12 protein-coding genes are annotated in these 12,876 nt (G+C 64.3%); 6 read left to right on the top strand and 6 right to left on the bottom strand.

Features of this window, described 5'->3' with window-relative positions; genetic code table 11:
* Positions 1-234: 234 nt before the first annotated feature.
* The 6 genes from GGD62_RS13345 (at position 235) to GGD62_RS13320 (ending at position 7,049) form a co-directional block, all read left to right on the top strand.
* Entirely contained in the window at positions 235-1,059 is an 825-nt protein-coding gene (locus tag GGD62_RS13345) for a metallophosphoesterase (RefSeq protein WP_183233450.1), read from the top strand.
* A gap of 6 nt (positions 1,060-1,065) precedes the next feature.
* Positions 1,066-2,232 (top strand): ABC transporter ATP-binding protein, encoded by a 1,167-nt coding sequence (locus tag GGD62_RS13340; protein WP_183708807.1) that lies wholly within the window; start codon positions 1,066-1,068, stop codon positions 2,230-2,232.
* Positions 2,229-3,158, top strand: a complete 930-nt coding sequence (locus GGD62_RS13335) for a carbohydrate ABC transporter permease (RefSeq protein WP_183233452.1) — start codon at positions 2,229-2,231, stop codon at positions 3,156-3,158. The genes GGD62_RS13340 and GGD62_RS13335 overlap by 4 nt, the downstream gene beginning before the upstream one ends.
* 50 nt (positions 3,159-3,208) lie before the next feature.
* Positions 3,209-4,033, top strand: a complete 825-nt coding sequence (locus tag GGD62_RS13330; RefSeq protein ID WP_183233473.1) for a carbohydrate ABC transporter permease — start codon at positions 3,209-3,211, stop codon at positions 4,031-4,033.
* Positions 4,034-4,062: 29 nt separating this feature from the next.
* On the top strand, positions 4,063-5,367 hold the full coding sequence (locus tag GGD62_RS13325) for an ABC transporter substrate-binding protein (protein WP_183233453.1): 1,305 nt from the start codon (positions 4,063-4,065) through the stop codon (positions 5,365-5,367).
* Positions 5,368-5,432: 65 nt separating this feature from the next.
* Positions 5,433-7,049 carry an inositol monophosphatase family protein gene (locus tag GGD62_RS13320; RefSeq protein ID WP_312009987.1) on the top strand — a complete coding sequence of 539 codons (1,617 nt, stop codon included), beginning with the start codon at positions 5,433-5,435 and terminating at the stop codon, positions 7,047-7,049.
* A gap of 7 nt (positions 7,050-7,056) precedes the next feature.
* On the opposite strand, the gene GGD62_RS13315 is transcribed toward GGD62_RS13320, so the two are convergent.
* The 6 genes from GGD62_RS13315 to GGD62_RS13290 all read right to left on the bottom strand — a co-directional run bounded on the left by GGD62_RS13315 (position 7,057) and on the right by GGD62_RS13290 (position 12,872).
* Positions 7,057-7,434, bottom strand: coding sequence for an NUDIX hydrolase (locus tag GGD62_RS13315; protein ID WP_128966907.1), 378 nt, complete (start codon positions 7,432-7,434; stop codon positions 7,057-7,059).
* 4 nt (positions 7,435-7,438) lie between these two features.
* Positions 7,439-8,458 (bottom strand): zinc-binding dehydrogenase, encoded by a 1,020-nt coding sequence (locus GGD62_RS13310; protein WP_183231557.1) that lies wholly within the window; start codon positions 8,456-8,458, stop codon positions 7,439-7,441.
* A gap of 152 nt (positions 8,459-8,610) precedes the next feature.
* Entirely contained in the window at positions 8,611-9,558 is a 948-nt protein-coding gene (locus GGD62_RS13305; RefSeq protein WP_197742265.1) for a sugar-binding transcriptional regulator, read from the bottom strand.
* A gap of 96 nt (positions 9,559-9,654) precedes the next feature.
* The gene (locus GGD62_RS13300) at positions 9,655-11,184 is read right to left on the bottom strand and encodes an alkaline phosphatase (protein ID WP_183233455.1); all 1,530 of its coding nucleotides are present in this window, start codon (positions 11,182-11,184) and stop codon (positions 9,655-9,657) included.
* Complete coding sequence (locus GGD62_RS13295; RefSeq protein WP_183233456.1) at positions 11,181-11,942, bottom strand: glycerophosphodiester phosphodiesterase family protein; 762 nt, start codon at positions 11,940-11,942, stop codon at positions 11,181-11,183. The genes GGD62_RS13300 and GGD62_RS13295 overlap by 4 nt, the downstream gene beginning before the upstream one ends.
* A 9-nt stretch (positions 11,943-11,951) precedes the next feature.
* Entirely contained in the window at positions 11,952-12,872 is a 921-nt protein-coding gene (locus GGD62_RS13290) for an ABC transporter permease subunit (RefSeq protein WP_183708805.1), read from the bottom strand.
* Between the last annotated feature and the right edge of the window lie 4 nt (positions 12,873-12,876).

The following is a 12,876-nucleotide window of genomic DNA, read 5'->3' as shown; positions in this document are numbered from 1 at the left end:
AGACTCCGGCCCAGAAATTACATTTGTCTCCATTGCCGATCATATGTATAATCATCGAAAACATCCAAGCCCCTTGGCGGCGTCAAAGGAACGGGAGAGCGCCAGAAACCTCACGTCAAGCGATTGCGATGACTATCCCAACCTCGCGCAGCGAGAAGTAACGCGTTTGATTCGAGCGAGAGACCGCTGCGCGGCCAACGCACGGCATGACACGCGACCCAAAGCAGAGACGTCATGGTCCGAGTTATTCAGATTTCCGATACGCATCTCAGCCCGAGCAAGCAGCACTTCGAGGCAAACTGGGCGCCCCTTGCGCGTTGGATCGCGCAGCATAAGCCAGATCTTGTCATACATACCGGCGACGTGACGGTCGATGCAGCCGATCAGGAAACCGACGCAGCATATTGCGCGACCCAACTGGCCTCGCTCGGCGTCCCAGTCGTGGCGGTTCCGGGAAATCATGACGTCGGCGAGGTCGGCAATCCGCATCAGCCGGTAAATGGCGAGCGGCTCGATCGCTTTCGCCGCCACTTCGGCGACGACCGCTGGCTACGCGATGTGGACGGTTGGCGCCTGATCGGCCTCAATTCGATGATCTTCGGCGGCGGCCCCGAAGAGGCGCGGCAGACCGAATGGCTCGAGGCCGCGATGGCCGACGCTGCGGGGCGTCGCCTTGCCTGGTTCACGCACCGGCCGCTGTTCATCGAGTCACCGACCGAGGCCGACACCGGTTACTGGTCGGTCAAGCCGGAGCCGCGCCGCGCCCTTCTCGATCTCCTGCAAGGCTACCGGGTGGAGATCGTGGCCAGTGGGCATTTGCATCGGTGGCACGAAATCCGGCTGAACGGCACGCACTACATTTGGGGGCCGGCGGCCGGCTTTCTGGTCGGTGAGAAACTGGCGCCGCCGATGGGCGGCGCTGCACGGCTTGGAGCGGTGGTCTACGACATCGACGGCGAGAACATCGACGTGAGCATTCGTCCGGTGCCAGGTCTTACCGATTACTGGATCGACGACGTCGTGCACGAGGTCTATCCGCCGCGCGAAGCTGAGGCGTGAGCTGCGATGGCCGGTCTCACATTGCGCGGCATCCATAAGGCTTTCGGCGACACATCCGTCCTCAACGACATCGACCTCGATATTGCGGACGGCGAATTTCTGACGCTGGTTGGCCCCTCCGGCTGTGGCAAGTCGACGCTCCTGCGCATCATCGCCGGCCTCGAATCGCAGGACCGCGGCTCGGTGTCGATCGGCGGGACTTCGGTCGACCATATGCGGCCTCACGAGCGCAGGATCGCCATGGTGTTCCAGAATTACGCGCTCTATCCCCACATGTCGGTGTTCGACAACATCGCGCTGCCCCTCACCATGACGCGCCTCAACCTGTTCGAGCGCCTGCCCTTGATGCGTCATCTGTCGCCTCACCGCAGGCGCATCATGGACGAGATCGCGCGTGAGGTGCGGGCCGTCGCGGAGCAGCTTCGCATCGAATCCTTCTTTCACCGCCGCCCCGGACAGCTTTCGGGCGGGCAACGGCAGCGCGTCGCGCTCGGCCGCGCAATGGTGCGTCACCCGCAGGCTTTCCTGATGGACGAGCCATTGTCGAACCTCGACGCCAAGCTGCGTGTGCACATGCGTGGCGAGCTGACCGAGCTGCACGCGCGTCTCGGCGCCACGATGATCTACGTGACACACGACCAGATCGAGGCGATGACGATGTCCGATCGCCTTGCCGTGATGGATCACGGCAACATACTCCAGCTCGGCACCCCCGCCGAGGTCTATGAACGGCCCGCCACGACCGCGGTCGCGCAGTTCATTGGCAGTCCGGCGATCAATCTATTTCCGGCCCATGTGGGGCCCAGCGGTCACGTCGAACTGCTCGGCCGGACGCTGCCGATCGATGTTCTCAACGCGCCGACGCCGGAACTGACGGTCGGCGTGCGTCCGGACGCGATGCGGATCGGAGGCGGACCGTGCGCCGTCACGTGCAGGTTCCGGCGCCGCGAAAATCTCGGCTCGGAAAGCATCCTTCACTTCGATCTCGTGGCCTCCCCGGAAGTAACGGTGCTCTGCCGGGTCGACAACAGCATCCCGATCCCCGAGGGCGAGGTCCCGCTCGCCTTCGAGCCACGGGATTGCCACGTCTTCGACAACAACGGCCGCCGCATCGAGGTGGAAAGCCGCAATGCCGCCGGCCGCGATGTGCGCCGCACGAGCGAGGCCCGATGACCACGGTCGCGGCTCAAGTCACTCCGCTCGTCGCGGCGCCGCCAGCCGGCCGCCAGCGATGGGTCGAGCGGTTCGCGGGCTTGGGCTTTGCCGCGCCGGCCTTCATCCTGCTGGTCCTGACGAATCTGGCGCCGCTGGCTGCTCTCGCCTTCCTGAGTTTTACCAACTACGAGCTGGGTGCGCTCGACTTCTCGTTCGTCGGCTTCAAGAACTTCGGCGCGGCGCTGCAGGATCCCGTGATTCGTCGCTCGGTGACCAATACCCTGCTCTACGTGGCGATTGTCGTGCCCGGCGGCGTCCTGATCTCGCTGCTGGTCGCAATCCTGATCCACCAGCGCAAGCGCACGCGCAGCCTCTATGAAGTGATCTATTTCCTCCCCGTTACCTCGACGCTCATCGCAATGGCCACGATGTGGCAGTTCCTGCTGCACCCGACCCTGGGGCTCATCAATCAGGCGCTCAAGGTACTGGGGTTCGCGGAGACGGCTTTCCTGAGCGAGCCGCGCCTCGTCATCCCGACGCTCGCCGCGATCGGCATCTGGCAGCTCGTCGGCTTCAACATGGTGCTATTCCTCGCCGGCCTTTCGGCGATCCCCCGCGATCTCTACGAGGCCGTCGACATCGATGGCGCGAGCCATCCCATTGACCGCTTCCTGAAAGTGACGTGGCCGATGCTTGGTCCGACGACGATGTTCGTGACCGTGACCACCTTCATCACCGCCTTCAAGATCTTCGACACGGTTGCGGTAATGACGCGGGGTGGCCCCGGAGGCGCATCCGAGGTGCTGCTGTATGCCATCTATCTGGAGGGATTTCAGTACTTTCACATGAGCTATGCGGCGACGCTCACACTCGTCTTCCTGGCGTTCACGCTGGTGTTCTCGGTGTTGCAAACCTTCATCCTCGATCGACGGGTGCACTATTGATGCGCAACTCGGCCACGATCACTCGCCCGCCGACACCGGTGGCGATCCGCATGCGGCGCCTCGTGTCGCTTGCGCTCGTCCACGCGGTGCTGATCGGCGGCGCAGTCTTCATGCTGCTGCCGTTCGTCTTCATGCTGACGAGCGCGATCAAGCCGCCGGGTGAGATCTTCGAGGCGACGTTCCGGCTCTGGCCGCGCCAATTCTACGGATGGCAGAACTTCGAATCTGCCCTGAGCACCGCACCACTGCTGCGTTTTCTGCTCAACGGTCTCATCGTCTGCGGCGGAATCCTCATCGTCCAGCTGCTGGTCGCAATTCCCTGCGCCTATGCGCTCGCCAAGCTGAAGTTTCCGGGACGGCCGATCCTGTTTTCGCTTGTCCTGCTCGGACTCTGCATTCCGGTCCAGGCGCCCTCGCTCCCGCTCTACATCGCGTTCGCCGAGCTCGGCATTCTCAACACCTACCTCTCGATGATGATGCCGTTCTTCCTGTCGGTCTTCGCGATCTTCCTGTTCCGGCAGTTCTTCAAATCCTATCCGGACGAGATCATCCAAGCCGCGCGGCTCGATGGCGTCGGCGAATTCGAAATCGTCTGGCGCATCGTCGTGCCGAGCGCCTGGCCTGCCATTGCGGCGTTCTCGATCTTCTCGGTCGTGGCGCACTGGAACGACCTCTATTGGCCGCTCATCGTCGTCTCCGACACCAAGCTCGCAACACCGCCGCTCGGCATGATGTATTTCGCCGATTCCGAGCTGGGCTCGAATTACGGCGCGCTGGCCGCCGGTGCCACCATCATCACCGCGCCGCTGGTGATCGCGTTCCTGATCGCGCGGCGGCATTTCATCGCCGGCATCACGATGACCGGAATCAAGTGACGTCAACCACTGCCAGGGGAGACACTGTCATGCTGCATCGCCGAGACCTCCTGAAGAGCGCCGCCGCCGTCGGGAGCACCGCGCTTTCAAGCCCGTTTCTGTCGCGCTCCGCACAGGCGCAGGAAGTGACGCTGGACGTCCTCTATGCCTTCCCCGCCTTCGCGAAATTCCACGAGCCGATCGCCCAGGAATTCATGAAGCAGCAATCGGGCATCAAGATCCAGTTCCGGGCCCCGGCGGCGAGCTATGACGAAGGTCATCAAACCATGCTGCGGCAGGCCGTCACCAACCAGCTCCCCGACGTCTACTATTCGGGTTACCATCTGCTCGCGGAGCTCGTGCGCACACTGGTGAAACGCAACCAGATCACGGAAGTCGCGCCCTTGCTGCAGAAGGAGGATGCCGCCTGGCGCAAGGCCAACTACTCCGACGGAATCCTGGCGCTCGGCGCGGTCGACGGCAAGATCTATGGTCTCGCGTTCAATGCATCCCTGCCGGTCATCTATTTCAACACGCAGCTCGTGAAAGCGGCCGGAGGCGATCCCGACAAGATGCCCGACAATTGGCCCGGCATGATCGACCTCGCGGCCAACATCAAGACCAAGGGCACCGATGTCGCCGGCATCGCCTACAACATCCACGATTGGCCGGACGACTGGCTGTTCCGCTCCCTGATCCTGCAGGGCGGCGGCCAGATGCTCGACGCATCGGAAACCGCTGCCGGCTTCGGCAACGAGGCCGGGCTCAAGGCGCTCAGCCATTGCCGCAGATTCGTCGCTGACGCCAAGATGCCATTGATCGATTGGGATTCCTCGCGCCAGCAGTTCATCGCCGGGAAGATCGGCGTCTTCGCGGACACGCCGGCCCGGCTGCGCCAGGTCACCGACCTGATCGGCGACAAGTTCACATTGCGTACCGGCACGTTCCCGATCGACGACAAGCAGAAGGGCGGACTGCCGACCGGCGGCAACGCGGCGATCATCACGGCAAAGGACGCCGCAAAGCAGCGGGCCGCCTGGGAGTTCCTGAAGTTCGTGAGCGGACCTGAAGCGCAGAAGATCGTGGTCGAGACCACGGGCTACATGCCGACCAATCTGCGCGCCTCGGGGCCCGAATTCCTGGCCCCGTTCTACGATAAGAACCCGAACTTCCGCACCGTTTCGCAGCAGATCGAGCGCGCGAAGCCTTGGCAGGGTTACCCCGGCGGACAGTCCGTGAAGATATGGCGCACGCAGCGCGAGATCATCCACGCCGTGATGCGCGGCGAGACCACCCCCGAGGCCGGGCTCGATCGCATGGTCAAGGAAAGCAACGCGTTGATGAAGAGCTCTTAAGTACTGGATCATCCATTGCGGCAACGGCCACGTGCCGGCCGCAACGCTTCAGGAGACGGAATTACGTGTTCATCATTGCCCAGCTGAGCGATCTCCATGTGCGATCGCGCGGCAAGCTCGCTTACGGCCACGTCGATACCAACGCGATGTTTCAAGACGCCATCGACGCGGTTCTGATGCTGGACCCGCGGCCTAATTGTATCGTAGTCAGCGGCGACCTTACGGATGGCGGGCTCGCGGAGGAATACGGGATCGTCGACGCCGGCTTCGCCAGGCTGCCGATGCCGGTGTTCGTCATTCCCGGCAACCACGATAACCGCGAACAGCTCCTCCGCTCGCTCCGGCCACGCCACCATTATCTGCCGCCCGATGGCTTCATCAACTTCGTCGTGGACGATTTCCCGCTGCGGCTGGTGTTCCTCGACAGCGTCGAAGCCGGACAAGGCCACGGGACCTTCTGCGCGACGCGACAGCAATGGTTGCGCGACGCACTGGCGGCCGGCGGCGGCAAGCCGACGCTCGTGATCATTCATCACCCACCGTTCCTGGTCGGAGCCGACGGGATGGACGAGCTGCGCCTCATCGGGGCCGATCCGCTCGACGCAATCATCAAGGACCATCCCGAAATCGAACGCGTGCTGTGCGGCCACTACCATCGCTCGATCACGACGCGCTATGCGGGCACCGTGGGCTATGTCGCCCCCGGCACGGCACATCAGGTGGCGCTCGACCTGCGACCCGGGCACGCCAACCGCTTCATCATGGAGCCGCCCGGATTTGCCTTGCATTGCTGGCAGCCGGACATGGGCGTCAGCAGCCACGTGGTCCCGATCGGAAACTACGGGTGCTCGCTCGAATTCGTATCCGATCGCCAGCCCAGGACGGATCGAGGTGACGGCCTTTCGACCCTGCTGGCCCGCGCGGACACGGTCGTCGACGAGGCCGCAGCCAGGCTGGTCGCGATGCAATTCTCGCCCCTGCACACCGAGCGCAAGGAAGGGCTCGACATCGTCACCGAGGCGGACCTCGCCTCCGAGGCGATCGTCGTCGCCGGCCTGAAGGCCCTGACGCCGGATGCCGGCATCCTGGCCGAGGAGAGCGGCGCAAGCCCGGGAGATCACGCCGCGCGCTGGATCATCGATCCGCTCGACGGGACGATCAACTACGCGCGCGGGCTGCCGTGGTTTTCCGTCACGGTCGCCTACGAGGTCGGCGGCGAGACGAAACTTGGCCTGATCGACGCGCCGAAGATTGGATTGAGGGCGCGCTACCTCGCCGGGGAAGGCGCGACGATCGACGGCGTGCCGGCCCGCGTCTCCTCGACGCGTTCGCTGTCGGATGCGGTCATCTCCGTGATCCTGACCTCGCATTTCACGCCCGAGGAAGTCCAGCGGACGGCGCGTGTCATCGAACTGCTCGGCAAGCTGGTGCGCGGCGTGCGTATCGTCGTTTCGGGCGCCTTTGAGACGACGATGGTGGCCTCGGGCCGCCTCGACGGCTTTGTCTCGCTGAAGGCCGACATCGTCTCGCACGCGGCCGCGATGCCGATGGTGTGGGCCGGCGGCGGCAAGGTCACGACGCTGACTGGACGGCCGTGCCGCAACGACGATCTCGACAAGATCGCCTCCAACGGATTGATCCACGATGAGTTGCTGGCGCTTCTGCGCCAGGCGCTGCAATGACGGAACGCTATCGCGGAAACAGCTTGTCGCGGATGTAGCGCGAGGTCGGGGTCAATCTGGCGCCGCGCGGCTTCCGCCAAACCGCGCGGTCGATCTCCTTCTTGTCGCCGACCTTCAGGCGCCCCGACACCTTCTTGGCCAGGAAGATCGCATCGCTCATCCGCCGGCCGGTTCCGCCCTTCTTCGCCTTCACTTCCTTCCAGAGCTTCAACGGCCCGAGCTTCAGCTTGGGCAACTCCTCCTTGATCTCGCGGCGAAGGCAGCGCCTGTCGCTCTCGCCTGCCCGCCGTCTTCCCCCCGGAAACATCCAGAGCCCGTCGCGCCGGCGCCGCACCATCAGGACGCGGCCCTTTCTCGCGACGACCAGTTTGGATGATTTCGCCATGGCCTTACGGGCAGATGATCGCCTTGATGATTCCGTCGCGCCGCGCGACCTGCTGCTCGAACGCGGCAGGCGTCTGGTCGAGCGAGAAGCTATGGGTCGCCAGCGGCGCGAGCTTGACCTGCCCAGACTGCGCGAGGGCGATGGCGCGCGGATAGACCTCAGGCATGCGGCGTGAAAACTTGATCGACAACCCCTTCCGGCGTGACTCCGCGCCGCTGAGGACATACTGGTTGTTCTCGGGAATGCCGACCAGAACGACCCGGCCGCCGATGCGCGCACAGCGTGCGGCATGCTCGAAGCCGTGCGAGGAGTCGGTCGCTTCGATGACGAGATCGACGCCGCGGCCTTCGGTGGCTTCACCGACCTCGGCGAAGCTGCGGCAGGCAACATCCGCACCGAGGTCGCACGCCAGTGCCGTGCGCTGCTCGACAGGGTCGATCGCGATGATCTTGCCGCTACCCGCGAGCCGCGCCAGCTGCACCAGCAGCAGTCCCACCGGCCCGCAGCCGAGCACCGCCACGGTCTCCTGAAGCCGCGGTCGCGCCAGATCCATGGCATGGATCGCGACACCGAGCGTCTCCAGGATCGCCGCGCCGGCGGGATCGATGCTGTCAGGCACCACATGCACGGCGGATTTCGGCACGCAGACGAATTCGGCCATGGCCCCGTTGTGGGGCGCGTAACCCAGGAATTTCACATTGGGGCAGAGATTGGTGTGACCGCGGTGACACCATTCGCAATGGCCGCAGGGAATGGAAGGATCGACCGCCACCAACGCGTCGGCCGAGAACCCCGCTTTTCGCGCCGAGTCCGGCGTGAGGACACCCGAGAACTCATGGCCCAGGACGAACGGCCTGACTTGGGTCGGGCCAGTTGTTCCGCCCTCGAGATAGGAATGCAAATCGCTGCCGCAAACGCCGACAGCCTTGACGCGGATGATGAGCTCGTCCTCCGCGAGCGGCTTCGGCTCGGGGATATCGAGGACGCGGATGTCACGAATGTCCTGGAGCACCGCAGCGCGCATGTCGACGCCATCCTTCTGAGCAATTGTCTCTCCTATATTACATATGTAACATCGAGGTGACAAATGCTTTTGCACGCCTTTCGGCACGCGCGTGGGCTATCGCGCACTCGGTGCCGAAGGCGCCGGAGCTCCTCTCCGTTGCGAGAATGCGGCTATTTTTGCTTGTCGATCAGTTTCAGCGCGGCGACGGCGGTGTTCTCGTCCGTCACCAGCACCTTGCCGATCCGGCCGCGCAGCACCGCGGCGATGATCGGCGCCTTGTTGAGCCCCCCGGCGATCAGCATTGACGTCGGCACGCGCGCCAGCTTCTCGAGCGGCAGCGCAATGGCGCGGCTGTTGATGCCGTGATCTATGGGCCGGCCGGTCTTGTCGAGAAACTGCGCCAGGACGTCGCCGACGGCGCCTGCCGCCCGCAGATGCTCGGCACGAACGTCCGGCGGCAGCCCATGCCGCATCAGCAGCGAGCGCGGCGTCAGATCTCCCATGCTCAACAGCGCTAGATCGATCTTCTCAACGCTGTTCAGCACCTCCTGATAGACCTCCTGGGCCAGGAAGGTGTCGCGCGAGCGCCGGCTGCTGACAAAGATCGGGGCGGCCAGATAGCTGCACTGGGCGTGCAGCCGGTGCGCTAGCTCACCCGCAATCTCGAAGGTGTTGAGCTCGAGTCCACGCGACAGGCCCCCCATCATGGAGACGATGGAGAGTTCGGGATAGTCCGCCGGCGTGACGTAACGGATGGTCTCACGCAAGGTCGCGCCCCAGCCGATACCGATGATGCGCGGCCGCTTCTGTTCGAGGAATTTCGATAAATACGCGCCCGCCGCCATCCCGATCAGGCTGCCGACCTGCTCGGGATTCTCCGGGCTCGGGATGACGACCGCGTCCTCGAGACCGCATTCCCGGCGCAAGCGATGCTCCAGCTCCGTGCAGCTCGCAAAGGCGGAGTTGAGGCGGATGTTGACGATACCGGTCTGCCGGGCATCCGACAGCATGCGATTGACGCGGGCGCGGGTCAGCCCCAGCCGCTCGCCGATCTCGGCCTGGGTCAGGTTCTCCATGTAATAGAGCCAGGCGACCCGCAGGATGGTTTGGTCAGTCACGGCGCAGCCCCCACAGCGGCCTCAAGGCACAGTCAGATGTCGGAGCATTTGAGGCGATCTTTCGTTGGTCGTCAAATCTGTGCCGTGCGGATCTCGTCATGCGACCCTCGCGCCCGGCGCGCCATCCTCGACCACAAAGCTCGTCAGCCGGCGCACCGCGCTCGCGGCATCCTTGACGTCGTCGAGCGCCTCGAATCCCACAGTGCAATGCCGGGCGTCGAGCTCCACGGTCGCATACCCGCGCTTGTCGCCACGCGCATAGACCAGATGCGGATTCTTCGCCAGCGTCTTGCGCACGCTGGCTTCGCTCGGACCGTCTGAGGTGATCGACGTACCGACGAACTCGGTCGCAATGGTCGGTCCGTCCGGCCGGGCGAAATCATGCTTCAGATCGGCGGTAAAGAAGGCGTGGCGGTCGCCGCCGATCACGATCGGATTGCGCCGGCGTTGCGCGACAAGCGAATCAAGCAGCCGGCGGCGGGCGTTGGGATAGCCGTCCCAGCCGTCCATCCAGAAATGCGCGCCATCGTCCGCTTCCCGCTTGTCCTGCGCCATCAATGTCTGCTGCGCGACGATTGTCCAACGGCCGCGACAGTCGCGCAGGCGCGCATCGAGCCATTGTTCCTGTAGTTCGCCGAGCATCGTCCGCGCTTCATCCGTCCGGCTCACACAGTCAGCCACCCAGGTCGGCCGCCCGCTTCCGACGCAGGCCGAAGCCGAGCGATATTGCCGGTCGTCGAGCAGCAGCACGTCGAGCATCTCGCCGAAGCGATAGTGTTCATAGATCGTGGCGTCGGCGCCGCGCGGGCGCGCCGTGGGTGGCAGCGGCATGTGCTCGTAATAGGCCTGATAAGCTGCCGCACGGATCTTCAGGAACTGAGCGGCATCGCGCACGGTGTAGGAGCGATCATTGGCATAATCGTCCATCACCTCGTGGTCGTCCCAGACCGAAAGCCAGGGAAAGGCAGCGTGCGCCGCTCGCAGGTCGGGATCGCTCTTGTAGAGCGCGTAGCGGTTGCGGAATTCCTCGAGCGTCGTCGGAATTCCAACGCCATGCTGGCGGACGTGGCGCGATCCCCAGGATTTCTCGTAGATATAATCGCCGAGATGCACGACCAGGTCGAGATCGCGCGCGGCCATGTCGCGGTAGGCGGTAAAATAGCCTTGCTCGTATTGCTGGCAGGATGCGAAAGCAAAGCGGAAAGGCCGCGCCGCCCTGGCGGCCGCGGTTCGGGTGCGTCCGACCGGGCTGAGCGCCGGGCCGGCGCGGAAGCGGTACCAGTAAACGCAATCCGGCCGCAGCCCCGTCGCCTCGGCGTGCACGGAATGCGCAAGCTCCGCGGTCGTCCGCACGACGCCGTGGGAGGCGATGCGCGCAAAGGCCTCGTCGTCAGCAACCTGCCATTCGACGTCCACTGCCGCGTCCCGCATGCCGCCGCCCTCGAGCGGCTGCGGAGCAAGGCGGGTCCACAGGATGACGCGATCTTCCCGCGGGCATCCGGACGCAACGCCGAGCTTGAAAGGATCTGCGCTGAGCGAAACCGGCGCTCCCCGCACGAACCCGGCGGGCGCAGCCAAGGCGGCGCTCGCCAGCGATCCCACGAGAAAGCGGCGACGGGGAATCATGGGCGCGCCGGCATCGTTTCGAGCCTGCGGCGAATGCTCGCGGCGAGATCCGGCCGATCGGTCGTGATCTGCCGCACCGGTTGGGCAAGCCAGTAAGCGATATCCTCCGGCTCGTTGGTCACCCATGCACCGAGGCGCTCGGATCCGAGCATCTTGAGGGCGAGCGGCAACGCGAGCCCCAGGAGCGATTTTTCGACCGCGACGATGCAGCCGGGAATGGCAGCCAATTGGGTCAACGCGGGCTCAATTCCGCCCATCATCTCCGCCGAACGGCGGTCGAGCGAAATGAGCACCCGCGCCTCCGGCCACAGCCGGAGCACGGTCTCGATCACGCCGGGCACGAAGCAGGTGATGATTGCACGCCGTTCCAGGCCGCGGCGCTTGATCTGGTCGATCAGCCGCGCCTCGAGGCCCGAATAGGAATTGCCAAGCGCATCCGTCTTGATCTCGATGTGGAGCTCGAGCGTGGTTTCGCTGAACACGTCGAGTACCTCGTCCAAGGTCGGAATGCACTCATCGCCGGCATCACGAAGACGCATTGCCGTCAAGCGTCGCAGGCTGCGCTCGCCCACCGGTCCGCTTTCGAACGTGGTGCGGTCGAGCAGCGGATCATGGATCACGACAAGCCCGCCGTCCGTGCTCTGATGGACGTCGAACTCGACCGCATCGACGCCCTCCTTGCACAGGTTGCGGAAGCCCGTCAGGCTGTTCTCCGGCCAAAGATTGCGTCCGCCGCGATGCCCGGCGATGAAAACCATGATCAGTCCCTATTTGCTGCTGTCGACAAGACCCTTGATGAACCAGCGCTGCAACAGCAGGACGACCAACACCGGCGGCAACATCGTGAGGAGCGCACCGCTCATGGCGATGTTCCAGGCCGGCTCGCTGTCGGAGCGGGGAATCAGGCCCTTCAACGCAATGACCGCCGTTGCCATGTCCTTGTCGGTCGTGAACAGCAAAGGCCAGAGATACTGATTCCAGCCGAATAGGAACAGGATGATCGCGAGCGCCACCATGTTCGGGACGGACAGCGGCAGCAGGATGCTCCAGAAGAAGTGCAGCGGCGAGGCGCCGTCCAGCCTCGCCGCCTCGCACAGCTCCTCCGGGATCGTCAGGAAGAACTGGCGAAAAAGGAAGGTAGCGGTGGCCGGCGCGATCAGCGGCAGGATCAGCCCGGGATAGGTGTTGACCATGTTCCATTCCAGCGCGATCGCGACCTCGTGCCCGCTGATCCAGCGCCAGAGATCGGCGATATGCAGCGTATCCAACAGCCATTGCAGGGGCAGCGCCGCATTTGCCACGGCTTCGAAGGTCGGCACGATCCGGACCTCGATCGGCAGCATCAGCGACGTGAAGATCAGCCAGAATGCGAGCATTCGATAGCGGAATCGGAAGTAGGTGATGGCGAAAGCCGAGAGCAGCGATACCGCGATCTTGCCGGCCGTGATGCCGAGCGCCACGATAATCGAATTCGCGAAGGTGCGGCTGAAATTGCCCTTGCTCCAGGCCAGCTGCAGATTGTCGAAGAACTGGCCTCCCGGCAGCCAGGGCAGCGGCACTTTCTGCACCTCGGCCACCGTGAGCGAGCCGGCCACGAATGCGAAATACAGCGGTACGCAGACCATCAGCGCGCCGGCGATCAGGATCGCGTGGCAGAGCATGTTGAGGATCGGTGAGCGTTCCACCATGCGG

Origin of the sequence: Bradyrhizobium sp. ERR14 (assembly GCF_014198235.1) — a bacterium.
Classification (GTDB): Bacteria; Pseudomonadota; Alphaproteobacteria; order Rhizobiales; family Xanthobacteraceae; genus Bradyrhizobium.
The sequence above is the reverse complement of the archived record's forward strand: the minus strand, read 5'-3'. Positions and strand labels throughout refer to the sequence as shown.

What these genes read in the sequence shown, in the direction of transcription:
- GGD62_RS13345 (WP_183233450.1), top strand. Translation starts at nt 235, where the DNA reads ATGGTCCGAGTTATTCAGATTTCCGATACGCATCTCAGCCCGAGCAAG.
- GGD62_RS13340 (WP_183708807.1), top strand. Translation starts at nt 1,066, where the DNA reads ATGGCCGGTCTCACATTGCGCGGCATCCATAAGGCTTTCGGCGACACA.
- GGD62_RS13335 (WP_183233452.1), top strand. Translation starts at nt 2,229, where the DNA reads ATGACCACGGTCGCGGCTCAAGTCACTCCGCTCGTCGCGGCGCCGCCA.
- GGD62_RS13330 (WP_183233473.1), top strand. Translation starts at nt 3,209, where the DNA reads ATGCGGCGCCTCGTGTCGCTTGCGCTCGTCCACGCGGTGCTGATCGGC.
- GGD62_RS13325 (WP_183233453.1), top strand. Translation starts at nt 4,063, where the DNA reads ATGCTGCATCGCCGAGACCTCCTGAAGAGCGCCGCCGCCGTCGGGAGC.
- GGD62_RS13315 (WP_128966907.1), bottom strand. Translation starts at nt 7,434, where the DNA reads ATGGCGAAATCATCCAAACTGGTCGTCGCGAGAAAGGGCCGCGTCCTG.
- GGD62_RS13310 (WP_183231557.1), bottom strand. Translation starts at nt 8,458, where the DNA reads ATGCGCGCTGCGGTGCTCCAGGACATTCGTGACATCCGCGTCCTCGAT.
- GGD62_RS13300 (WP_183233455.1), bottom strand. Translation starts at nt 11,184, where the DNA reads ATGATTCCCCGTCGCCGCTTTCTCGTGGGATCGCTGGCGAGCGCCGCC.
- GGD62_RS13295 (WP_183233456.1), bottom strand. Translation starts at nt 11,942, where the DNA reads ATGGTTTTCATCGCCGGGCATCGCGGCGGACGCAATCTTTGGCCGGAG.
- GGD62_RS13290 (WP_183708805.1), bottom strand. Translation starts at nt 12,872, where the DNA reads ATGGTGGAACGCTCACCGATCCTCAACATGCTCTGCCACGCGATCCTG.